Annotated in this window: 19 protein-coding genes; 16 read left to right on the plus strand and 3 right to left on the minus strand. The window is 67.6% G+C overall.

Annotated features, from left to right (window positions below; translation table 11 throughout):
* Window positions 1-94 precede the first annotated feature (94 nt).
* From ACN20X_RS06320 to rfbC, 8 genes are all read left to right on the plus strand, one after another.
* The gene (locus tag ACN20X_RS06320; RefSeq protein WP_016446494.1) at window positions 95-976 is read left to right on the plus strand and encodes an HlyC/CorC family transporter; all 882 of its coding nucleotides are present in this window, start codon (window positions 95-97) and stop codon (window positions 974-976) included.
* A gap of 91 nt (window positions 977-1,067) precedes the next feature.
* Window positions 1,068-2,675 (plus strand): apolipoprotein N-acyltransferase, encoded by a 1,608-nt coding sequence (gene lnt, locus ACN20X_RS06325; protein ID WP_017404270.1) that lies wholly within the window; start codon window positions 1,068-1,070, stop codon window positions 2,673-2,675.
* A 178-nt stretch (window positions 2,676-2,853) separates the two neighbouring features.
* Window positions 2,854-3,378, plus strand: a complete 525-nt coding sequence (fabA, locus tag ACN20X_RS06330) for a bifunctional 3-hydroxydecanoyl-ACP dehydratase/trans-2-decenoyl-ACP isomerase (RefSeq protein WP_016446492.1) — start codon at window positions 2,854-2,856, stop codon at window positions 3,376-3,378.
* Complete coding sequence (gene fabB, locus ACN20X_RS06335; RefSeq protein ID WP_016446491.1) at window positions 3,375-4,598, plus strand: beta-ketoacyl-ACP synthase I; 1,224 nt, start codon at window positions 3,375-3,377, stop codon at window positions 4,596-4,598. Before fabA ends, fabB begins: the two co-directional genes overlap by 4 nt.
* A gap of 164 nt (window positions 4,599-4,762) precedes the next feature.
* On the plus strand, window positions 4,763-5,833 hold the full coding sequence (rfbB, locus tag ACN20X_RS06340; protein ID WP_016451847.1) for a dTDP-glucose 4,6-dehydratase: 1,071 nt from the start codon (window positions 4,763-4,765) through the stop codon (window positions 5,831-5,833).
* Window positions 5,830-6,732: a dTDP-4-dehydrorhamnose reductase gene (gene rfbD, locus ACN20X_RS06345; protein WP_016451846.1), complete on the plus strand. Its 903-nt coding sequence runs from the start codon at window positions 5,830-5,832 to the stop codon at window positions 6,730-6,732. Before rfbB ends, rfbD begins: the two co-directional genes overlap by 4 nt.
* Window positions 6,733-6,772: 40 nt before the next feature.
* Window positions 6,773-7,663 carry a glucose-1-phosphate thymidylyltransferase RfbA gene (rfbA, locus tag ACN20X_RS06350; protein ID WP_016451845.1) on the plus strand — a complete coding sequence of 297 codons (891 nt, stop codon included), beginning with the start codon at window positions 6,773-6,775 and terminating at the stop codon, window positions 7,661-7,663.
* Window positions 7,660-8,208, plus strand: a complete 549-nt coding sequence (gene rfbC, locus ACN20X_RS06355; protein WP_016451844.1) for a dTDP-4-dehydrorhamnose 3,5-epimerase — start codon at window positions 7,660-7,662, stop codon at window positions 8,206-8,208. Before rfbA ends, rfbC begins: the two co-directional genes overlap by 4 nt.
* A gap of 6 nt (window positions 8,209-8,214) precedes the next feature.
* On the opposite strand, the gene ACN20X_RS06360 is transcribed toward rfbC, so the two are convergent.
* The gene (locus ACN20X_RS06360) at window positions 8,215-9,096 is read right to left on the minus strand and encodes a LysR substrate-binding domain-containing protein (protein ID WP_016451843.1); all 882 of its coding nucleotides are present in this window, start codon (window positions 9,094-9,096) and stop codon (window positions 8,215-8,217) included.
* Between the two features lie 213 nt (window positions 9,097-9,309).
* On the opposite strand from ACN20X_RS06360, the gene ACN20X_RS06365 reads away from it, so the two are divergent.
* The 6 genes from ACN20X_RS06365 (at window position 9,310) to ACN20X_RS06390 (ending at window position 16,738) form a co-directional block, all read left to right on the plus strand.
* Entirely contained in the window at window positions 9,310-10,761 is a 1,452-nt protein-coding gene (locus ACN20X_RS06365) for an NCS1 family nucleobase:cation symporter-1 (RefSeq protein WP_016451842.1), read from the plus strand.
* 10 nt (window positions 10,762-10,771) lie between these two features.
* A complete protein-coding gene (locus ACN20X_RS06370; RefSeq protein ID WP_016446484.1) occupies window positions 10,772-11,512 on the plus strand; it encodes a GntR family transcriptional regulator in 741 nt (246 codons plus the stop codon).
* A gap of 176 nt (window positions 11,513-11,688) precedes the next feature.
* Window positions 11,689-12,732, plus strand: coding sequence for a putative 2-aminoethylphosphonate ABC transporter substrate-binding protein (locus tag ACN20X_RS06375; protein ID WP_016451841.1), 1,044 nt, complete (start codon window positions 11,689-11,691; stop codon window positions 12,730-12,732).
* 14 nt (window positions 12,733-12,746) lie between these two features.
* Window positions 12,747-13,820: an ABC transporter ATP-binding protein gene (locus ACN20X_RS06380; RefSeq protein WP_016446482.1), complete on the plus strand. Its 1,074-nt coding sequence runs from the start codon at window positions 12,747-12,749 to the stop codon at window positions 13,818-13,820.
* Window positions 13,817-15,589 carry a putative 2-aminoethylphosphonate ABC transporter permease subunit gene (locus ACN20X_RS06385; protein WP_016451840.1) on the plus strand — a complete coding sequence of 591 codons (1,773 nt, stop codon included), beginning with the start codon at window positions 13,817-13,819 and terminating at the stop codon, window positions 15,587-15,589. The genes ACN20X_RS06380 and ACN20X_RS06385 overlap by 4 nt, the downstream gene beginning before the upstream one ends.
* A 33-nt stretch (window positions 15,590-15,622) precedes the next feature.
* Window positions 15,623-16,738, plus strand: coding sequence for a TIGR03364 family FAD-dependent oxidoreductase (locus tag ACN20X_RS06390; RefSeq protein WP_016451839.1), 1,116 nt, complete (start codon window positions 15,623-15,625; stop codon window positions 16,736-16,738).
* 12 nt (window positions 16,739-16,750) lie between these two features.
* Here ACN20X_RS06390 and ACN20X_RS06395 read toward each other — a convergent pair whose 3' ends face one another.
* Together ACN20X_RS06395 and ACN20X_RS06400 are read right to left on the minus strand one after the other, a co-directional pair.
* The gene (locus tag ACN20X_RS06395) at window positions 16,751-17,926 is read right to left on the minus strand and encodes a TFIIB-type zinc ribbon-containing protein (RefSeq protein WP_016451838.1); all 1,176 of its coding nucleotides are present in this window, start codon (window positions 17,924-17,926) and stop codon (window positions 16,751-16,753) included.
* Window positions 17,927-17,999: 73 nt separating this feature from the next.
* Entirely contained in the window at window positions 18,000-19,112 is a 1,113-nt protein-coding gene (locus ACN20X_RS06400) for an SPFH and helix-turn-helix domain-containing protein (RefSeq protein WP_016451837.1), read from the minus strand.
* A 358-nt stretch (window positions 19,113-19,470) separates the two neighbouring features.
* Between ACN20X_RS06400 and glyQ the strand changes: the two genes are divergently transcribed.
* Both glyQ and glyS read left to right on the plus strand, forming a co-directional pair.
* Entirely contained in the window at window positions 19,471-20,409 is a 939-nt protein-coding gene (glyQ, locus tag ACN20X_RS06405) for a glycine--tRNA ligase subunit alpha (protein ID WP_016446477.1), read from the plus strand.
* Between the two features lie 34 nt (window positions 20,410-20,443).
* On the plus strand, window positions 20,444-22,555 hold the full coding sequence (gene glyS / locus ACN20X_RS06410; RefSeq protein WP_047473163.1) for a glycine--tRNA ligase subunit beta: 2,112 nt from the start codon (window positions 20,444-20,446) through the stop codon (window positions 22,553-22,555).
* The last annotated feature ends 73 nt before the right edge of the window (window positions 22,556-22,628 follow it).

Consider the following 22,628-nt stretch of genomic DNA (forward strand, 5'->3'; position numbering starts at 1 on the left):
GCAAAGGGAATTGGCGCAGCGCATGCAGGGGTGACGGAGCAATCCGCTATCCTTGCGGCTTGTTTCACTACCGCACGTCCTGCACTCCAAGACAGTGTCCGACCCCCATCCTGCGCGCTCTTCCGAGAAGGAAAGCAAGCGAAGCTTCCTGCAAAAGGTGGCCGAGTTCATCCACCCGGCCCCTGATTCTCCTGACGAGCTGATCGAGACCCTGGCCGACGCCGAGGACAATCAGGTCATCGGCCCCGAGTCTCGCGTCATGCTCGAACGCGTGATACGCATGGCCGACATGACGGCCGGCGACGTCATGGTCGCAGCCCCTCGCATGGACCTGGTCAACATCGACGCTCCGTTCGATGAACTGCTGCACCAGGTCATCACCACTGCACATTCGCGTTTCCCGGTCTACCAGGGCGAGCGCGAGAACATCATCGGCATCCTTCTGGCCAAGGACCTGCTCAAGCTGCAGCGTTCACCGGACCTGAACATCCGCGCCCTGCTGCGCCCCGCCGCCTTCGTGCCGGAGAGCAAGGGCCTGAATGATCTGCTGCGCGAGTTCCGGGGCAACCGCAACCATCTGGCCGTGGTCATCGACGAGTTCGGCCGCGTGGCAGGCCTGGTGACCATCGAGGATGTGCTGGAGGAAATCGTCGGCGAGATCGAGGACGAGTTCGACATCCCCGAGGACGAAGGCGACATCTTCGCCCTGGCCGACAACAGCTACCGCGTGGCGGGCGACACCACCATCGAGCATGTGAACGAAGCCTTCGAGGTCGCCCTGCATGCCCGCGATCCCGAAGATGAGTTCGACACCATCGGAGGCCTGATCGCCCACGAAATGGGCCATGTGCCCAAGCGCGGCGAGCAGATCCATCTGGCCGGCCTGGAATTCACCGTGCTGCACACCAAGGGCGGCGCCGTGCGCTGGTTCAAGGTGGTGCGCGATCCCGCAGCCGACAGTCTGCTGCGCAGCTGAGGCTGCCCCTTTCTATCCCCACCGACATCTCTCCCGTACCTGGCCGATGCCCCTGTCCAGTTCTTCCGCTTTTTCGCAAGACGGCCGGCGCATGGGCCGGCTCGCCGTGGGCGTGCTGCTGCTGCTTGCGGGTGCAGCCCAGGCCCTGTCGCTGGCCTGGCCCTGGGCGCGCGGCCAGGGCGACGGGCCGCTGAGCCTGGTCGGCGGCTATGGCCGCCCGCTGTGGTGGCTGCAGATTCTGTCGCTGGCCGTGCTGGCACGCGCCCTGCAGACGGCACAGCGCCCGGCCCAGGCGGCGGGGCGGGCCATGCTCTATGCCACCGCCTGGCTGGTGGCCACCTTCTGGTGGCTGTTCATCTCCATGCATGTCTATGGCGGCCTGCCTGCGCCGCTGGCCGTTGCCGCCGTGCTGGCGCTTGCGGCCTTCCTGGGCAGCTACTACGCGGTGGCCGCCTGGGGCTGGCACAAGCTGCGCCCCACCAGCACGGCGGGCGGCGCCTTGCTTTTCGCCGCCGTCTGGCTGCTGGCCGAATTGGCGCGTGGCTGGCTGTGGACCGGCTTTCCCTGGGGCGCGGGGGGTTATGCCCACGTCGAAGGGCCCCTGTCGGTGCTGCCGCGCTGGATCGGCGTCTACGGCACGGGGGCGGTGGCGTCCTGGCTGGCATATTGGCTGGCCGCCTTGGCGGCCGGTTCGCGGGGCGGGCAAGCCCTTCGGCCTGCACGGTGCGCGGCCACTGTGGCGGCCCTGGTTCTGGCCTGGGGCGGGCTGTGGTGGCTTCGCGATGCCGCCATCAATGCACCATCGGCCGAACGGCCAGCGCTGAGCGTGGCCATGCTGCAGGGCAATATCCCGCAGGATGAGAAGTTCGAGGCCGGCAGCGGCATTCCGCTGGCCCTGGGCTGGTACGGGCGGGAGCTGCGCGCGGCCACGGCGCAGCTGGTGGTCGCACCCGAGACGGCCGTGCCCCTGCTGCCCCAGCAGTTGCCCGAGGAATACCTGGACCTGCTGCGCGAACCGTATCTGAAGAAGGGAGGCCGGCAGGCGGCGCTGCTGGGCATTCCGCTGGGCTCGGAAGAGGCCGGCTATACGAACTCGGTCGTGGGCTGGCAGCCTGGCCAGATCCAGGACTACCAATACGACAAGCACCATCTGGTGCCCTTCGGGGAGTTCATCCCGCCGCTGTTTCGCTGGTTCACGCAGATGATGAACATACCGCTGGGCGACTTCAACCGCGGCGCGCTGGGCCAGCCTTCCATGGCCTGGGCTGGCGAGCGGCTGTCACCCAACATCTGCTACGAGGATTTGTTTGGCGAAGAGCTGGGTGCACATTTCGGCAATGCAGCGACGGCGCCCACGGTGCTGGTGAATTTCAGCAACATCGGCTGGTTTGGCGACAGCGTGGCGATCGACCAGCATCTGGCCATCAGCCGCATGCGGGCGCTGGAGTTCGAGCGCCCCATGCTGCGCGCCACCAATACCGGCGCCACGGTGGCCATCGACCACCGGGGCGTGGTGACGCACGCGCTGGTGCCTTACGAGCGCGCGGTGCTTGAGGCCAGTGTGCAGGGCCGCGAGGCCTTGACACCGTTTGCGCGCTGGGTGAATGCAGCAGGTCTGGTCCCGCTGTGCGCCGCTGCTGCGGCGGTGCTGCTGGTGGCCTGGATCGGCCGCCGCAGGGCCTCGGTTCAGGGGCTGTAGCCAAGTCCCGCGACCTGAGTCGGCGTGGCTTTTGTGGCAGAGTTTTGATGCGGCCTCGGGGTTTTGTTGCAGTCTGGCAACGTTCAGCCCCGATAATGCGCGGCTGCATGGTCCGCTGCGGGCCGCACCCATTCAGAGATAGAGGTGGCGTCAGTGCCGCCGTGGAGCAAGTTAGACAATGGCCGATTCTTTTTCGTATGAGCAACTGATCGCTTCGGGCGAAGGCAAGCTGTTTTCCGCAGACAGCGGGCGTCTGCCACTGCCTCCCATGCTGATGTTCGACCGCATCACGCACATCGACACGGATGGTGGCGCCCACGGCCTGGGCAAGATCGTCGCCGAACTCGACATCAAGCCTGATCTCTGGTTCTTCGACTGCCATTTCCGGGGCGATCCCGTCATGCCCGGCTGCCTGGGTCTGGACGCCATGTGGCAACTGATCGGCTTTTACCTGACCTGGCTGCGCCTTCCCGGCCGGGGCCGTGCGCTGGGCGCCGGCGAAGTCAAGTTCACGGGCGAAGTGGGTCCTGACGTCAAGCTCGTGACCTACGAAATCGACATCAAGCGCGTGATCAAGCGCAAGCTCAACATGGCCATCGGCGATGCACGCCTGCTGGCCGACGGCAAGGAAATCTACGTCGCCAATGACCTGCGCGTGGGCCTGTTCCTGCGCGAGGGTGAAGGCCAGGGAACGGCAGCATGACCAAACGTCGCGTAGTCATCACCGGCGCGGGCATTGTCTCGTGCATCGGCAACGACCTCGATACCGTGGAGACCTCGCTGCGCGAGGGGCGCACGGGCATCAAGGCCATGCCGAAGTTCACCGAACTGGGCATGCGCAGCCAGGTGGCCGGTGTGCCGGAGATCGACGTCGAGGCACGTATCGATCGCAAGCAGCTGCGCTTCATGGGCGATGCCGCTGCCTATGCGCAGATCGCGCTGGAAGATGCCATCGCCCAGGCCGGCCTGGCTCCCGAGCAGGTCAGCCATCCGCGTACCGGCCTGATCATGGGCTCGGGCGGCGGGTCGCCGGCCAACCAGATCGAGGCGGCCGACACGCTGCGCGAAAAGGGCATTCGCCGCGTCGGGCCCTACCAGGTCACGCGCTGCATGAGTTCCACGGTGTCCGCCTGCCTGGCGACCAACTTCAAGGTCAAGGGCATCAACTACTCCATCACCTCGGCCTGCTCCACCTCGGCGCACTGCATCGGCGCAGCGGCGCAGCAGATCGCCTGGGGCATGCAGGACGTGATGTTTGCCGGCGGCGGCGAAGAGCTGTCCTGGGGCATGGCACTGCTGTTCGACGGCATGGGGGCCATGTCCAGCAAGTACAACGACCAGCCCGAAAAGGCTTCGCGCGCCTATGACGCCCACCGCGACGGTTTCGTGATCGCAGGTGGCGGTGGCGCGGTGGTGCTGGAAAGCCTGGAGCACGCCCAGGCCCGGGGTGCGAACATCCTGGCCGAAGTCGTGGGCTTTGGCGCCACCAGCGATGGCGAGGACATGGTCGCGCCCTCGGGCGACGGCGCCATCGCCTGCATGCAGCAGGCCCTTGAAGGCCTCGAAGGCGGCGTGGACTACATCAACACCCACGGCACCTCCACGCCCGTGGGCGACATGCAGGAAGTGCGCGCCATGCGCGCGCTGTTCGGCGACCAGGTGCCGCCGTTCTCCTCCACCAAGTCGCTGACTGGCCACTCGCTGGGCGCCACCGGCGTGCAGGAAGCCATCTACTGCATGATCATGATGAACAAGGGCTTCATCGCGGGTTCGGTCAACGTGGACACGCCCGATCCCGCGCTGAACGACATGCCCCTGGTCACGCGCACACGCGATGCCCAGCTGAACACCGTGCTGTCCAACAGCTTCGGCTTCGGTGGCACGAACGCCTCGCTGGTGCTGCGCCGCTGGCAGGGCCAGTGAATACGCCCTGGTGTGTAAAAGGCGTGTCCTGAAGGAAAAAGCCCGCCTCCTGCGGGCTTTTTCACTGGTGAACGCCGACAATGCCCAGGTCGCGCGGGAGGCAGCACTGCAGGCTGCCGCCTGAACCCCGAACCAAGAACAATGAAATTTTGCAAGGTTGAACCATGATTCTTGTCACAGGCGGCGCCGGCTTCATCGGCGCCAATTTCGTGCTGGACTGGCTGGCTGCCGGCGATGAGCCGGTGCTCAACGTGGACAAGCTCACCTACGCGGGCAACCTCAAGAGCCTGGAGAGCCTGCAGGGCGATGCGCGCCATGTCTTCGTGCAGGCCGACATCGGCGATGGCGAAGTCCTGGCCCGCCTGCTGGCCGAGCACCAGCCGCGCGCCGTGGTCAACTTTGCGGCCGAAAGCCATGTGGACCGTTCCATCCACGGCCCCGAGGACTTCATCCAGACCAATGTGGTCGGCACCTTCCGCCTGCTCGAGGCCGTGCGCGGCTACTGGAGTGCGCTGGATGCCGAGGCCAAGGCGGCCTTCCGCTTCCTGCATGTCTCCACCGACGAGGTCTATGGCAGCCTGGCGCCAGCGGCACCGGCCTTCACCGAAGACCATAACTACGAGCCCAACAGCCCGTACTCGGCCAGCAAGGCCGCCAGCGACCACCTGGTGCGCGCCTGGCATCACACCTACGGCCTGCCCGTGCTGACCACCAACTGCAGCAACAACTACGGCCCGCTGCATTTCCCCGAGAAGCTGATCCCCCTGATGATCGTCAACGCCCTGGCCGGCAAGCCTTTGCCCATCTATGGCGATGGCATGCAGGTGCGCGACTGGCTCTATGTGCGCGACCATTGCAGCGCCATCCGCCGCGTGCTGGAGGCCGGCAAGCTGGGCGAGACCTACAACGTGGGCGGCTGGAACGAAAAGCCCAACGTCGAGATCGTGAACACCGTCTGCGCGCTGCTCGACGAGCTGCGCCCCAAGGCCGATGGCACCAGCTACGCTGCCCAGATCACCTATGTGAAGGACCGCCCCGGTCACGACCGGCGCTATGCCATCGACGCGCGCAAGCTCGAGCGCGAACTGGGCTGGAAGCCCGCGGAGACCTTCGAGACCGGCATCCGCAAGACCGTGCAGTGGTACCTGGACAATCCCGAGTGGGTGGCCGATGTGCAGTCCGGCGCCTACCGCGAATGGGTCAGCCGCCAGTACACGGAGGGAGCCGGCGCATGAAGCTGCTGCTGCTGGGCCGCAATGGACAGGTGGGCTGGGAGCTGCAGCGCAGCCTGGCGCCGCTGGGCGAGTTGATTGCGCTGGAGCGCCAGGGCGACGCCGGTGGCCAGGGCCTGTGCGGCGATCTCTCTCGCCTCGATGAACTCGCACGGACCGTGCGCGCTCTGCGTCCCGATGTCATCGTCAATGCCGCCGCCCACACGGCCGTGGACAAGGCCGAAAGCGAGCCGGAACAGGCGCGGCTGCTCAATGCGCTGGCTCCCCAGGTGCTGGCCCGCGAGGCGGCGCAGACCGGCGCGCTGCTGGTGCACTACAGCACGGACTACGTCTTCGACGGCAGCGGCAGCGCTGCGCGCACGGAGACCGAGGCCACGGCGCCGCTGTCCGTCTATGGCGGCAGCAAGCTCGAAGGCGAGCAGCTGATCCAGGCTTCGGGCTGCCGCCACCTGATCTTTCGCACCAGCTGGGTCTATGCGGCGCGCGGCGGCAACTTCGCCAAGACCATGCTGCGCCTGGCCCAGGAGCGTGAAGTACTGAGCGTGATCGACGACCAATGGGGCGCACCGACGGGCGCGGACCTCATCGCCGACGTCACGGCCCATGCCATTCGCCAGCTGCAGCGCCAACCCGGCGACCAGGGCCTGTACCACCTGGTGGCCGGTGGCGAGACCACCTGGCATGCCTATGCCAGCCACGTGATCGCCCGCGCCCGCGAACTCGCGCCCGACCGGCCCTGGAAGGTGCAGCGCATAGCTGCCGTGCCCACCAGCGCCTTTCCCACCCCGGCGCAGCGTCCGCACAATTCCCGCCTGAACACCGACCGGCTGCAGCAGACCTTCGGCCTGCGCCTGCCCCACTGGCAGGCAGGCGTGGACCGCATGCTGCAGGAAATCATCTGAGCGCGGCTGCGCGCTTCAGCAGAACCCCAGGATCCAGGACATGAACCAGACACGCAAAGGCATCATCCTCGCGGGCGGCTCCGGCACCCGCCTGCACCCGGCCACGCTGGCCATCAGCAAGCAGCTGCTGCCGGTCTACGACAAGCCCATGATCTACTACCCGCTGAGCGCTCTCATGCTCGCGGGCATCCGAGAAATCCTCGTGATCAGCACCCCGCAGGACACGCCGCGCTTCGAGCAATTGCTGGGCGACGGCTCGCAGTGGGGCCTGAAGCTGGAGTACGCCGTCCAGCCCAGCCCGGATGGCCTGGCCCAGGCCTTTTTGATCGCCGAGGACTTCCTGGCCGGCGCCCCCAGCGCCCTGGTGCTGGGTGACAACATCTACTACGGACACGACTTCCCCCGCCTGCTCGAACGCGCTGACGCGCGCAGCGAGGGCGCCACGGTGTTTGCCTACCACGTGCAGGACCCCGAGCGCTATGGCGTGGCCGAGTTCGACGCCCAGGGCCGCGTGCTTTCCCTGGAGGAAAAACCCAGGCAGCCCAGGAGCAACTACGCGGTCACGGGCCTGTATTTCTACGACAGCCAGGTCGTTGAGCTGGCAAAGTCCATCAAGCCCTCGGCGCGCGGAGAGCTGGAAATCACCGACCTCAACCGCCTGTACCTGGACAAGGGCCAGCTCAATGTGGAGCTCATGGGCCGTGGCTATGCCTGGCTGGACACGGGCACGCACGACAGCCTGCTGGAGGCCGGCCAGTTCATCGCCACGCTGCAGCAGCGCCAGGGCCTGAAGGTGTCATGCCCCGAGGAGATCGCCTTCCGCCAGGGCTGGATAGACCGTGCCCAGCTCGAGACGCTGGGCCAGGCGCTGGCCAAGAACGGCTACGGCCAGTACCTGCTGCAGATCCTCAAGGAAAAGGTGCACGCATGAAGGCAACACCCCTGGCCATTCCCGAGGTGATGCTGATCGAGCCCAAGGTCTTTGGTGACGATCGCGGCTTCTTCCTCGAAAGCTTCAACCAGCAGGCCTTCAACCAGGCCACGGGCACGGACCACCAGTTCGTGCAGGACAACCACAGCCGCAGCAAGAAGGGCGTGCTGCGCGGCCTGCACTACCAGCTGCCTCCCCATGCCCAGGGCAAGCTGGTGCGCGTGGTGCGCGGCGCCGTGTTCGATGTGGCCGTGGACATCCGCAAGGGCTCGTCCACCTTCGGCCAATGGGTGGGCGCCGAGCTGACGGAAGACAACCACCGCCAGCTGTGGGTGCCCCCAGGCTTTGCCCACGGCTTCATGGTGCTCAGCGACAGCGCCGACTTCCTCTACAAGGCCACGGCCTTCTACGCGCCCCAGGCCGATCGCGGCATTGCCTGGGACGACCCGGCCATCGGCGTGCAGTGGCCGCAGCTCGATGTGGAGCTGTCGCTGTCGGACAAGGACCTCAGGCAGCCGCTGCTGGCGGATGCCGAGCTGGCCTGAGCCAGTTCACATCTGGTCCGGCAGCACCCCGCCCGGCACGGCTTCCTCCAGAAAGCCGGCGATCAGCCGGGCCTGGCGGCGTTCGCGCAGGCAGTACAGGTATTCGGGCAGGCGCGGCACGGGGCCTGCGAAGGGCAGGACGACGATGTCGGGGTGGGCCGAGGCTTCATGCCGGGCGAAGACGCTGATGCCCATGTCGCGGATCACGGCCTCGCGGATGGCTTCGCGGCTGGCGATTTCCATGACGTGGCGCGGTGCCAGGCCGGCGGCGGCCAGCATCTGTTCGGTGAGCTGGCGCGTCATGGAGCCGCGCTCGCGCAGGATCAGCGTGTCTTGCACCAGATCGGACGCCTGCACCATGGTGCGCTGCGCCAGCCGGTGGCTGCGGTGCACCAGCAGGGCCAGCGGGTCCTGGCCCAGTTCCACGCGCAGCAGGCGCGGATCACCTTCCAGGTGCGATGAGGTCGCCAGGTCCACCTGGTAGTCCACCAGCGCCTGCACCATCTGGCGCGAGTTGCCGCCCACGATGGCCACTTCCACCCGCTCGAAGCGCCGCTGGTAGCGCTTGACGATGTCCAGCACGTAGTAGGGCGCCGTCGCACCGATGCGCAGCTGGCCCTGGCTGGCATCGCCCGAATGGCGCAGCGCCGACTCCAGCTGGATGGTCTGCAGCAGCAGTTGCTCGACCTGGGGCAGCAGGCGCAGCCCGGCATCGGTGATGGACAGGCGCCCGCCCTGGCGATGGAACAGCTCCACGCCGTAGTGCTCTTCCAGCGCGCGGATCTGGGTGGTCACGGTGGGCTGGCTCAGCGAAAGCTGGCGTGCCGCCTGCGTGATGCTGCCCAGGCGGGCCACCCAGAAGAAGGACTTGAGCTGCGTGACGAACATGGCGGGGTGTTGGGGTCAGGAATGCCTGGCGCCATTTCAACATGGCGCCGTGATGCGCAGGGCCGGCGTGGCCGGGTATGTCCCTGGAAACAACTCCTGCGCCTGAAGGCACACTTCTTGCATACCAGTTTGCGTGCCAGTTTGTGTGCCAGCTGATTCATGGGTCTCGGCTGGTCTTGTGTCAGTGATTGCTCGTGATCAAGGAGCGCAGCAATGGATATTCGCAATCCCTCGCCGGGTCTTTACAACGAAGACCTGGCGCCCACCAAGGACCGCCGCTGGGGCGCCTTCAGCATTTTCAACGTCTGGACTTCGGACGTGCACAGCCTTTGGGGCTACTACCTGGCGGCCAGCCTGTTTCTGCTGTGCGGCAGCTTCGTCAATTTTCTGATCGCCATCGGCATCAGTTCTCTGGTCATCTTTTTTCTGATGAACCTGGTGGGCTATGCGGGCGAGAAGACCGGCGTGCCCTATCCGGTGCTGGCGCGTGCGTCCTTCGGGGTATGGGGCGCGAATCTGGCTGCCCTGGTGCGAGCCATCGTGGCCTGCTTCTGGTACGGGGCGCAGACGGCGGCCGCCTCGGGCGCCATGGTGGCGCTGCTGGTGCGCAATGAGGCGTTGCTGTCCTTCCACCAGACCACGCACTGGCTGGGCCATTCGGGTCTGGAGGTGATCTGCTACGTGGTCATCTGGGCCTTGCAGTTGCTGATCATCCAAAGGGGCATGGAGACCGTGCGGCGATTCCAGGACTGGGCCGGGCCTGCCGTGTGGATCGCCATGCTGGTGCTGGCCATCGGCCTGTGCGTGAAGGCCGGTGGCTTCAGCTTCGACCACGGCATTCCCATGGATGTGCTGCTGGACAAGACCAAGGATGCGGGGGTGAGCGGCGCGCCGGGCAGCTTCTGGGCGCTGATGGCCGTGGGCGCGACCTGGATCACCTACTTTGCGGCGCTGTACCTGAACTTCTGCGATTTCTCGCGCTATGCGAAGAACAAGGAAGCGGTGGCCAAGGGCAACCTCTGGGGCCTGCCCGTGAACCTGATCGCGTTCTCGCTGGTGGCCGGCATCACCACGATTGCGGCCTTCAAGGTCTATGGCGAGGTGCTGCTGCACCCCGAGCAGATCTCGGCCAAGTTCGACAGTTGGGTGCTGGCCCTGCTGGCCGCCGTCACCTTTGCCGTGGCCACGCTTGGCATCAACGTGGTGGCCAACTTCGTCTCGGCGGCCTTCGATATTTCCAACGTGTTTCCCAAGCGCATCGACTTCAAGCGCGGCGGATACATCGCCGCACTGATCGCCCTGGCTCTCTACCCCTTTGCACCATGGGAGGGCGGCGCTGCCCACTTCGTGAACGCCATCGGCGCCACCATGGGGCCGCTGCTGGGCATCATCCTGGTGGACTACTACCTGGTGGCCAAGGGCAACATCAACGTGGCCGCGCTGTATGACGAACATGGCGAGTACCGCTACGAGGGCGGCTGGAACGTCAACGCGCTCATCGCCACCGGCATCGGCAGCGTGTTCTCCACCATCCTGCCCAACTTCACCAGCCTGCTGCCGGTCTGGTGGGGCACCTACGGCTGGTTCTTCGGCGTGCTGATCGGCGGCAGCGTGTACTGGGTGATGGCCACGCTGCGCCCGCGCCGCATTCCGGCCGTGGCCTGAGGAGGCCGCCATGTCCGAGCCGCAGGATGCGCCGGCCACCGGGCCGGCCTTGATTGCCGAGCGCGTGATGCGCTCCATCGTCGAGCGCAAGCTGCGCCCTGGCGAACGCCTGGGCGAAAAGGAGCTGGCCGAGGTCTTCGGTGTGAGCCGCACCATGGTGCGCGAGGCGCTGATGCAGCTGCAGGCGCGCGGCTTCGTCGAGGTGCGCTCGCGCCAGGGTTGGTACGTGGTCGAGCCCTCGTTCGAGGAAGCCCAGGAAACCTATGCCGCGCGCCGCGTGCTGGAGTCCGGCATGCTGCGCGACGCGGGCCGGCCGCTGCAGGCGGCCATACGCACGCTGCGCGAGCATGTGGCCCAGGAGCGCGGCGCCATCGCCGAGGCCGACAACGCCGGCCAGCGCAGCGTGCTGCTGGCCGACTTCCACGTCTGCCTGGCCGAGCAACTGGGCAACCGCTTTCTCACGGCCATGATGGCCGACCTGTCGGCGCGCACCACCCTGGTGTCTGCGCTGTACCAGTCGCAGACCGAGGCCCAGCACTCCAATGCCGACCACGAGGCCATCGTCGATGCGCTGGCGGCCGGCGACATGGCGCGCGCCGAGCAGTTGATGCGCGAGCACATCGACGCGCTGGCCGCCAGGCTGGATCAGAACCTTGCCCACCGCGCGCGCCTGCAGGACCGGCTGCTGGATGCGCTGCAGCCGCAGACGGCCCAGGCTGAGCGCCCGGGCAGGGTAAAGCCGCGCCGCTGAAGAAGGCGGGAGCGGGGCGGGGGCGCCGCGGGGCGGAGGGCACCCAAATCCGCCAATACCCGCTTCGCCAAATTTCCGTTGTGTGACACGGACGTTTCACCTGCGCTTTCTACAGTGGGTGTCAGAGGTGGCGACCCTGCCGCCTGTCCACGAACCCACAACGGAACTGACACGCCATGCGCCACACCCTTGCCTCCCTGGGCCGCCGCCTTGCCATTGCCTCTGCGGTGCTGACCGTCGCCTCCTTCGCACCCCTGGCCCATGCGGCCAAGACCGAGCTGCTGGTCTACAGCGCCCTGGAGGCTGACCAGATCAAGGCCTACAAGAGCGGCTTCGAGAAGGCCCATCCCGAGATCGAACTCAAGTTCGTGCGTGACAGCACGGGCATCATCACGGCCCGCCTGCTGGCCGAAAAGGCCAATCCCCAGGCCGACGTGATCTGGGGCGTGGCCGCCACCTCGCTGATGCTGCTGGACAAGCAGGGCATGCTCCAGCCCTACGCGCCCAAGGGCCTGGACAAGGTGCGAGCCAACATGCGCGATCCGCGCGCCCAGCCGACCTGGGTGGGCATGGACCTGTGGTCCTCGGCCATCTGCTTCAACACCGTGGAGGCCGGCAAGCGCAAGCTGCCGGTGCCCGCCAGCTGGGCCGACCTGGTCAGGCCCGAGTTCAAGGGCACGATCACCATGCCCCACCCGGCCTCCAGCGGCACGGGCTACCTGATGGTCGCGGCCTGGCTGCAGATCATGGGCGAGGACAAGGGCTGGGCCTACATGGACGCCCTGCACCAGAACATGGGCGTGTACACGCACAGCGGCTCCAAGCCCTGCCGCCAGGCGGGGGCCGGCGAGTTTCCCGTGGGCCTGAGCTTCGAGTACCGCGCCAGCAAGACCAAGAAGGACGGTGCGCCCATCGACATCGTTTTCCCTCGGGAAGGCCTGGGCTGGGATGTGGAGGCCACGGCCATCCTCAAGACCAGCAAGAAGCAGGAAGCCGCCAAGGCCCTGGCCGACTGGGCCGTCACGCCCGAGGCCAACAAGCTCTACGCCGCCAACTTCGCCGTGCTGGCCTTGCCCGAGGCGCAGGAAAAGCTGGAGTTCATTCCTGCCGATCTCGAAAAGCGGCTGGCGAAGAACGACTTCGATTGGGCCGCGGCCAACCGCGAGCGCATCCTGGCCGAGTGGAGCCGCCGCTACGAAGCCAAGGCAGAGAAAAAGTAAGCCGGAGCCACGCCATGCTGCGCATAGACCATATCGCCAAGCGCTACCGCGAGCAGCAGGTGCTGCGCGGCATTGACCTGAACGTGGAGGCGGGCGAGTTCGTCAGCCTGCTCGGCCCTTCGGGCTGCGGCAAGACCACGCTGCTGCGCATCGTCTGCGGCATCGACATGCCTGACGAGGGCAGGGTGCTGTTCCAGGGCGATGACATCACGCGCTGGCCGGCCGCACGCCGTGGCTTCGGCGTGGTGTTCCAGAGCTATGCGCTGTTTCCCAATCTCACGGCCGCGCAGAACGTGGCCTTCGGGCTGAACGGGCAGCCTGCGGCGCAGGCGCGCGAGCGCGTGGCCGAGATGCTGTCCCTGGTGGGTCTGGGCGCGCAGGCCCAGCGCTACCCGGCCCAGCTGTCGGGCGGCCAGCAGCAGCGCGTGGCACTGGCCCGCGCGCTGGCGCCCCGGCCGCGCCTGCTGCTGCTCGACGAGCCGCTGTCCGCGCTCGATGCCCAGGTGCGCACCGAGCTGCGCAGCGAGATCCGCCAGCTGCAGCGCCAGCTGGGCATCGCCTCCATCATGGTCACGCACGACCAGGAAGAGGCCTTGTCCATGGCCGACCGCGTGGTGCTCATGCACCAGGGCCGCATCGAGCAGCAGGGTTCGCCCGAGCAGCTCTATGCCCAGCCCGTGAGCCAGTTCGCGGCCGGTTTCGTGGGCCGCATGAACCTGCTGCCGGCCACGGCCGAGGGGGCGGACCAGGTGCGCATCGGCGAAGCCAGCCTGCGCTGTGCGCTGGCCGGCTTCGAGCGTGGCGACGCGCTGCTGGTCGGCGTGCGTCCGGAAAGCGTGGTGCTGCACCCGGCCCAGCCCACGGCGTTGCCCAACCTGTTGCGCGCCCGCGTGGTGGAGACCTCCTTCCTCGGATCGATGGCCCTGGTGCGCCTGTACAGCCCCACGCTGCAGTGCCAGGTTGACGCCCAGTGGCCCCTGCGCCACGACGTGGGCCTGCCCGACTGGCTGCAGGGCGAGGTGCTGATGGAGTTGCCCGCCGCTGCGCTGCAGCCGTTGGCGGCGCCCGATGCGAGGAAGGCCGCATGAGCGCGCATCCCATGGACACGGCCGTTTCCGTGCCGGTGCCGGTGCCGGTGGACCGCTTCGCTTGCGCCCGCCGCAGCGCGCCTGCAGGGCCCGTGCGTCCGCAGGGGCGCAGCGCAGGCTGGGAGCGCTGGTGGCTGGGCGCCCTGGTGCTGGGCGCACTGGCCTGGCTGCTGGCCACCATCGCCCTGCCGGTGGCTAGCCTGCTGGGCAGGAGTTTCTGGGACGACACGGGCCGCTTCACGGGCCTGGCCCAGTTCATCACCTATGCGCGCATGCCGGGCGTGACGCAATCGCTGTTCAACAGCCTGTGGCTGTCGGCCGTGAGCAGCACGGTCTGCGTGCTGCTGGCCTATGCCTACGCCTATGGCGTGGTGCGCAGCTGCATGCCGCTGGCGCGCTGGTTCCGCGCGCTGGCCCTGGTGCCGCTGCTGGCGCCCTCGCTGCTCATGGCCATCAGCCTGATCTACCTGTTCGGCAGCCAGGGCCTGCTCAAGGGCTGGCTGCAGGGGGGCTCGGCCTACGGGCCCTTCGGCATCATCGTGGGCTCGGTGCTCTGGACCTTTCCGCATGCGCTGATGATCCTGTGCACCACGCTGGCCTCGGGCGATGCGCGCCTGTACGAGGCGGCCGCCACGCTGGGCGCCAGCCGCTGGCGCAGCTTCCGCCAGGTCACGCTGCCGGCCAGCCGCTACGGGCTGATGATTTCGTGGATCGTGGTTTTCGTGCTCGTGGTGACCGACTTCGGCGTGCCCAAGGTCATTGGCGGCAACACGGCCATGCTGGCCACCGACATCTACAAGCAGGTCATCGGCCAGCAAAACCTGTCCATGGGTGCCGTGGTGGCCATGCTGCTGCTGGTGCCGGCCGGCCTGGCCTTTGCGGCCGAGCGCCATTTGCGTGCGCGCCAGGCGGCCACCATGGGCGTGCGCTCCGTGCCGCTGGTGCCCCAGCCCCATGCGCCGCTGGACCGCGCGCTGTTCGCCTACTGCGCGCTGGTGGCGCTGGCGCTGCTGGCCGTCATGGGCACGGCCGTGCTGGCCTCCCTGGTCAGCTACTGGCCGTACAACCTCACGCTGACATTCAAGAACTACCGCTTCGACATGATGGACGGCGGCGGCTGGGCCAGCTATGGCAACTCGCTGTCCATGGCGCTGGCCACGGCCGTGCTGGGCGCGGTGCTGAGCTTTGTGACCGCCTACCTGGTGGCCAAGCCCGTGCGCTGGGCACGCACGCGCCAGTGGCTGCATGCCGTGGCCACGCTGCCCATGGCCGTGCCGGGGCTGGCGCTGGGCCTGGGCTACATCCTGTTCTTCAATGCCCAGGGCAATCCGCTGCACTTCCTGTACGGCAGCATGGCCATCCTGGTGCTGTGTTCGGTGGCGCATTTCTTCTCGGTGGCGCACATCACGCAACTGGCCGCGCTGCAGCAGCTCGATGCCGAGTACGAGCGCGTGGCCGATTCCATGGGTGTGGCCTTCTGGACGCTGCTGTGGCGCGTGCACCTGCCGGTATGCCTGCCAGTGGTCATGCAGGTGGCCGGCTATTTCTTCGTCAACGCCATGACCACGGTGTCGGCCGTGGTGTTCCTGTACTCGCCCGAGACCACGCTGGCCTCGGTGGCCGTGCTGGCCATGGACGACGCGGGCGACACCGCGCCGGCCGCCGCCATGGCCACGCTGATCTTTGCCACGGCCGCTGCGGGCCGGCTGCTGATCGCGGCGCTGGATGCCTGGGTGCAGCGGCGCACGCAGCGCTGGCGCCAGCGCTGACTTTTTTCCTTTCCCTCTCCTCTGTTTTCTCCCATGAAGAACTACGACCTGATCGTGGTGGGGGCCGGCATTGTCGGCCTGGCCCACGCCTATGCGGCTGCGCGCCGTGGCCGCAGCGTGCTCGTCATCGAGCGCGATGCGGCCTGCATCTCCGCCTCCATCCGCAATTTCGGCTTTGTCACTGTCACGGGGCAGCAGGCGGGCGCCCACTGGCAGCGGGCCATGCGTTCGCGCGATACCTGGGCCGAGATCGCGCCGCAGGCTGGCATCGAGGTCGTGCACCGCGGCCTGTGGCTGACGGCGCGCCGGGCCAGCGCCGAGGCCGTGCTCCACGCCTTTCTGAGCACCTCCATGGGCGAGCGCTGTGAGCTGCTCACGCCGGCCCAGGCCGCCGAACGCCACCCGGCACTGCGCACCGAAGACCTCAGCGCCGTGCTCTACAGCCCGCATGAGCTGCGCGTGGAGTCGCGCACAGCCATTGCCAGGTTGGCGCAGTGGCTGGAGCAGGCCATGGGCGTGGATTTCCGCTTTGGCGAGGCCGTGCTCGACGTGGCCGCGCCCCGGGTGCGCAGCACGCGCGCCAGCTACCACGGCGAACGCGTGGTGGTCTGCAACAACGCCGACCCGGGCGGCCTGTTCGCCGGCCTGTGGACGCCGCACCGCATCCAGCTGTGCCAGCTGCAGATGCTGCGCGTGCGGCCGCAGCCGGGCTTGCAGCTCAAGGGCTCGGTCATGGGGGACCTGAGCATGGTCAGATACGAGGGCTACAGCGCCCTGCCCGAAGCCGCCGCGCTGCGCGCCGAACTGGAGCGGGAGGAGGGCGAGAGCCTGGCCCACGGCATCCACCTGATCGCCGTGCAAAGCGCCGACGGCAGCCTGGTGGTGGGCGACTCCCACCACTACGGCGCAGCGCCCCAGCCCTTTGCCAGCGAAGCCGTGGACCGGCTGATGCTGCGCCACATGAACGAGGCCCTGCACCTGCGCGATGCGCAGGTGGTGGAGCGCTGGGTGGGCGTCTACCCGAGTGCGCAGGACGCGCCCTGCGTGGTGCATGCGCCCGACGAGGCCACGCGCGTGGTCGCTGTGACGGGTGGGTCCGGCGCCAGCACGGCGTTCGGTCTGGCCGAGGAGGTCTGGAGCGCGTGGTGAGCGGCAGCCGGCCTACTTGCCGAACATCACCCACAGCAGCGCCAGCACCATGATCGTGGCCAGCACGGCCAGCGTGATCTTGAGGGCGCTGTAGGGGCGCTCGCCCGCGATCTGGCCCGTGTAGCCGTTGGCGATGATCTGGAAGGTCCTGCTGCCGTAGGTGTAGCCCACCAGCCAGACCGGCACGAGGATGTGCTTGAAGGTGCGGCCCTGGTACTCGCGCTGCATCTGCAGGTTGCGGTAGGTGTCGCCGGGCACCTGGCGCGCGCACAGGGCGCGCAGCTGCTCGTCCATGTCCTGCACGTTGACCTGGGCGGCCTTGCCCAGGTCGATCTGGTAGCGCTCCACCGTCCAGCCGCGCACGAACTCGGGCGTGTAGGGCTTGAGGTCGGTGGTGGTGGGGAAGGGCTCCACCTGGCGCAGCAGGTTGGCGTGCACGCCCACGGTGCCGGGCACCAGCTCGTCGTCGAAGAAATGGGCGAGGCTGCCCGAGGCCGGCTCCCAGCGCACATGGCGCACCTGGCGCGTCTGCACGTTGCCGTTGCTGTCGCGGTAGGACTCGGTGGTGTAGTAGTAGAAGCCCGCCTCGGCCTGCCAGTCGGCGCTGGCGTGGGCGTCGAAGGTCCAGTAGGGCAGGTAGACGCCGTGCAGCGTGTCGGTCAGCGCGGCGGATTTCAGGCGGTTGGGCGCGAACCAGCGGCTGCCGTACCACTGGCGTATGCGGTCGCGGATCTGGCCGTCGCTGATCTTGAAGGGCAGGATGCTCTGCGGCGTGATGGCATCGCCCTGGCCCTCGTGGGCCACGATGGAGGGCGAGCCGCAGAAGTCGCAGCGCTTGGCCACGGTGCGGTTCACGAAGACCGAGATCGCGCGGCAGTTCTGGCACTGGACCTCGTAGCGGTCCTCCGTGCCCCAGCCCCGGCCGGACTTGGGGTTGCGCAGCGCCTCGGCCAAGTCCTGCTCGACCACATCGCGGCCCAGTTCCTCGCGCGTTTCCTCGCTCCAGGGCACCGTGGTGCCGCAGTACGGGCACTTGAGCGCCTGGGCCTGGGCATTCCATTCGAGGTTGGCGCCGCATTCGGGGCAGGGGTGCTTGCGCACCATGGCCGGCGCGGCGGCAGCGGCCTCCCAGGAACCGGAGGCGGGGGAAGTCGAGGTGCTGGAGGAACTGGAGGAGGGCGCGCTCACGGCATCGGTCCTGGAAAACGGGACGCGGCGCCAGGCAGGGCCTGGCGCCGCAAGGGGTCAAACCACGGAAATGTCAGCCGCGCAGGAACTCATCGAGTGCGGCTTGCGCAATGCGCCACTGGCTGCCGATCTGGCGCGCCTTGAGGTTGCCGGCCTGGATCTCGGCCAGCACATCGGCCTCGCTGACACCCAGCACCTGGGCCGCCTGTGTCGGAGTCAGCACCTGCAGGCCACCGGCGGCGGGTGCTGCCGGCGCCTGGGCGGCCTGGGCGGCGGCAGGCGAGAACGGGTCGGAGGCCTGGCCGGCCGGTGCGCCGCCGGCGCCGCCGCCGTTTTGCATGCTCTTCATCATCTCCTGCGCCATGCCGAAGCCCATGGCCATGGTGGCGGGCAGGGTGGCTGCGGCAGCGCCTTCGCCGCCTGTGGTCATGGCCTGGCCCATCTGGTACTTGACGTAGTCGTTGAGGTTGCCGATGGCCGTCATGCTGGAGCGCTTGTCGATGGCCTGCTCCACCTCGGGCGGTACGGACACGTTCTCCAGCACGAAGCTGGTGATCTCCAGGCCGTACTTGTCCGTCATGGCCGGGTTGATCAGCGGCAGCAGCGCATCGCCCAGCTCGCCATAGCGCTGGGCCACGTCCAGCACGGGCACCCGGGCCTTGGCCAGCGACTCGGTGAACACGCTGATGATGCGCGAGCGCATGGTGTCGGCGAACTCGTCGATGCGGAAGTTCTGGTCCGTGCCGGCCACTTCCTTGAGGAACTTGGCCGGCTCGACGATGCGGAAGTCATAGGTGCCGAAGGCGCGCAGGCGCACGGCGCCGAAGTCCTGGTCGCGCACCATCACGGGGTTGGAGGTGCCCCACTTGTTGCCCGTGAACAGCCGCGTGTTGATGAAGTAGACATCGCACTTGAACGGCGAGTTGAAGCCGTACTTCCAGCCCTGGATGGTGGACAGGATGGGAATGTTCTGCGTGGTCAGCGTGTGCTTGCCGGGGCTGAACAGGTCGGCGTACTGGCCGGCCGAGACGAACTGCACCTGCTGCGACTCGCGCACGATGAGCTGTGCGCCGTTCTTGATTTCCTTGTCGTCGTCGGGCCAGCGGTAGGAGAGCGTGTCGCGCGAGTCATCGGTCCACTCGATGATCTCTATCAGTTGCTTGGTGATGATGTTCATCAGGTTCATGGCAGGCTCCGAAACGGTGGTGGTCCACGACAAAAAAGGTCAATGGGCCATTCTAGGCGGCGTGCATGGCGGCGGGGAGAACGGCCACCGGCCGCTGCCCCGGTGAATTGTCAAAAAATGATCCGGATGCGTCGTGCAAGGCGGGCTTTCGGGTCTTCGCGCGCCACGGCCTTTGCCGGCATGTGTCGCCTGCTCCGTTTTTTGATGCAGATCGCCCTGTGGAGCGTCTGCCGTGGGGCCGCAGGCCCGCGCCACGGCGCAGGGCCGGGCGGCGCCTTAAAATCGTCGTTTGCGCGGCGCGAGCCGCCTCTCATTCACCGGCGCGGCCCCGGCCTGCGTGCGACGCCTGAAACAAGTCATGCTCACTTTCCAACAAATCATCCTCAAGCTGCAGTCCTACTGGGCCGACCAGGGCTGCGCGCTGCTCCAGCCCTATGACATGGAAGTGGGCGCGGGCACCTCGCATACCGCCACCTTCCTGCGCGCCCTGGGTCCCGAGCCCTGGAAGGCCGCCTACGTGCAGCCCAGCCGCCGCCCCAAGGACGGCCGCTACGGCGACAACCCCAACCGCCTGCAGCACTACTACCAGTTCCAGGTCGTGCTCAAGCCCGCGCCCGACAACATCCTGGAGCTGTACCTGGGCTCGCTCGAGGCCCTGGGCTTCGATCTCAAGAAGAACGACATCCGCTTTGTCGAGGACGACTGGGAAAACCCCACGCTGGGCGCCTGGGGCCTGGGCTGGGAAGTCTGGCTCAACGGCATGGAGGTGACCCAGTTCACCTACTTCCAGCAGGTCGGCGGCATCGACTGCAAGCCCGCCACCGGCGAGATCACCTATGGCCTGGAGCGCCTGGCCATGTACCTGCAGGGCGTGGACAACGTCTACAACCTGACCTGGACCGACGGCCTGAGCTACGGCGACGTCTACCACCAGAACGAGGTGGAGCAGTCCACCTACAACTTCGAGCACTCGGACGCCGACTTCCTGTTCACCGCCTTCAGCGCCCACGAAAAGCAGGCCAACCACCTGATCGGCGAACAGCTGGCGCTGCCGGCCTACGAGCAGGTGCTCAAGGCCGCCCACACCTTCAACCTGCTCGATGCGCGCGGCGCCATCAGCGTGACGGAGCGTGCCGCCTACATCGGCCGCATCCGCAACCTGGCCCGCGCCGTGGCCAAGGCCTATATGGACAGCCGTGCGCGCCTGGGCTTCCCCATGGCGCCCAAGGCCCATGCCGACGAAGTGCTGGCCGAGCTGGCCAAGGCCGCCGAACAACAGGGCAAGAAGGCCGCCTGAGGCGGACACCGCTGCACCGAGAGAACACCAGACCATGAACGCATCGAATCTTCTTGTTGAACTTTTTGTCGAAGAGCTGCCCCCGAAGGCGCTGCAAAAGCTGGGCGACGCCTTTGCCGGCGTGCTGTTCGAGCAGCTCAAGGCCCAGGGCCTGCTGGCCTCCAGCGAAGCGCGCCTGACGGCCTATGCCTCGCCGCGCCGCCTGGCCGCCCACATCACCGAAGTGCTGCCCCAGGCCGAGGACAAGGCCGTGTCGCAAAAGCTCATGCCCGTCTCCGTGGGCCTGGACGCCGACGGCAAGCCCACGCCCGCACTGATCAAGAAGCTGGCCGCCCTGGGCGCCGGCGAAGAAGCCGTTGCCAGCCTGACCCGCCAGGGCGAAGGCAAGGCCGAGGCCCTGTTCCACGCCTCCACCGTGCGCGGCGTGATGCTGGCCGACGGCGTGCAAAAGGCGCTGGACGAAGCCATTGCCAGGCTGCCCATCCCCAAGGTCATGCGCTACCAGCTGGCCGACGGCTGGAGCAGCGTCCATTTCGTGCGCCCGGCCCACGGCCTGGTGGTGCTGCACGGCACCGAGGTGCTGATCGGCGTCAAGGCCCTGGGCCTGACGGCCGGCACGGCCACGCATGGCCACCGCTTCGAGGCGGCGGTCGATCCCGTGGTCATCCGCTCCGCCGATGACTACGCCGCGCAACTGCGCGAGGAAGGCGCCGTCATCGCCAGCTTCGCCGAGCGCCGTGCCGAGATCGCGCGCCAGCTGCAGGCCGCTGCCGAGCGCGTGGGCGGCGGTGTCCGTCCCATCGAGGACGAGGCCCTGCTGGACGAAGTCACGGCCCTGGTCGAGCGCCCCAATGTGCTGGTCTGCGAGTTCGAAAAGGAATTCCTCGACGTGCCGCAGGAATGCCTGATCCTCACCATGAAGGCCAACCAGAAGTACTTCCCGCTGCTGGACGCCGCCGGCCGGCTGACCCACCAGTTCCTGGTGGTCAGCAACATCAGCCCCCAGGATGCCAGCGCCGTCATCGGCGGCAACGAACGCGTGGTGCGCCCGCGTCTGGCCGACGCCAAGTTCTTCTTCGACCAGGACCGCAAGAAGACCCTGGCCTCGCGCGTGGACGGGCTGGGCAAGGTGGTCTACCACAACAAGCTCGGCACCCAGGGCGAGCGCGTGGAGCGCGTGCGCTCCATCGCCAAGAGCATTGCCCGCCAGCTGGGCGACACGGGCCTGGCCCAGCAGGCCGACCTGGCCGCGCAACTGGCCAAGACCGACCTCGTGACCGACATGGTGGGCGAGTTTCCCGAACTGCAGGGCACCATGGGCCGCTACTACGCGCTCAACGATGGCCTGGACGTGGCCGTGGCCGATGCCATCGAGGACCACTACAAGCCCCGCTTTGCGGGCGACGAACTGCCGCGCGGCAACGCCGGCGTGGTCGTGGCCCTGGCCGACAAGCTGGAAACCCTGGTCGGCATGTTCGGCATCGGTAACCTGCCCACGGGCGACCGCGACCCCTTCGCGCTGCGCCGCCACGCCCTGGGCGTGATCCGCATGCTGGTCGAGAAGGACCTGGCGCTGGACCTGGAAACCCTGCTGGTCAGCGTGCTGCCCGCCTTCGGCGACAAGATCGAGGACGCCACGCCCCAGCTGGCCGACTTCATCTACGACCGCCTGGCCGGCAACCTGCGCGAGCAGGGCTTCTCGGCCCAGGAAGTGGACTCCGTGCTGGCCCTGCGCCCGCAGCGCCTGTCCGACGTGCAAAAGCGCCTGGAAGCCGTGCGCGCCTTCGGCGAGCTGCCCGAGGCACCGGCCCTGGCCGCCGCCAACAAGCGCGTGGGCAACATCCTCAAGAAGGCCGACCAGGCCGTGCAGGCCCAGGTCGACGCGGCCGTGCTGGCCGAGGTGGCCGAGAAGGACCTGTACGCAGCCCTGCAATCGGTGGCGCCCAAGGCGCAGCAGCAGTTTGCTGCCGGCGACTACACGGCCAGCCTGCAGACCCTGGCCGCGCTGCGCGCCCCGGTCGATGCCTTCTTCGAGCATGTGATGGTCAACGCCGAAGACCCGGCGCTCAAGGCCAACCGCCTGGGCTTGCTGGCCACGTTGCACGAAGCCATGAACCGCGTGGCGGACCTTTCGCGACTGGCGTGAATGGAGCACCCCCTGAGGCGCTTCGCGCCTTCCCCCCGTGGCACGGCGCCTCTCTACTTGCTTCGCAAGGGAG

It is taken from the genome of Delftia sp. PX-1 (assembly GCF_055797465.1).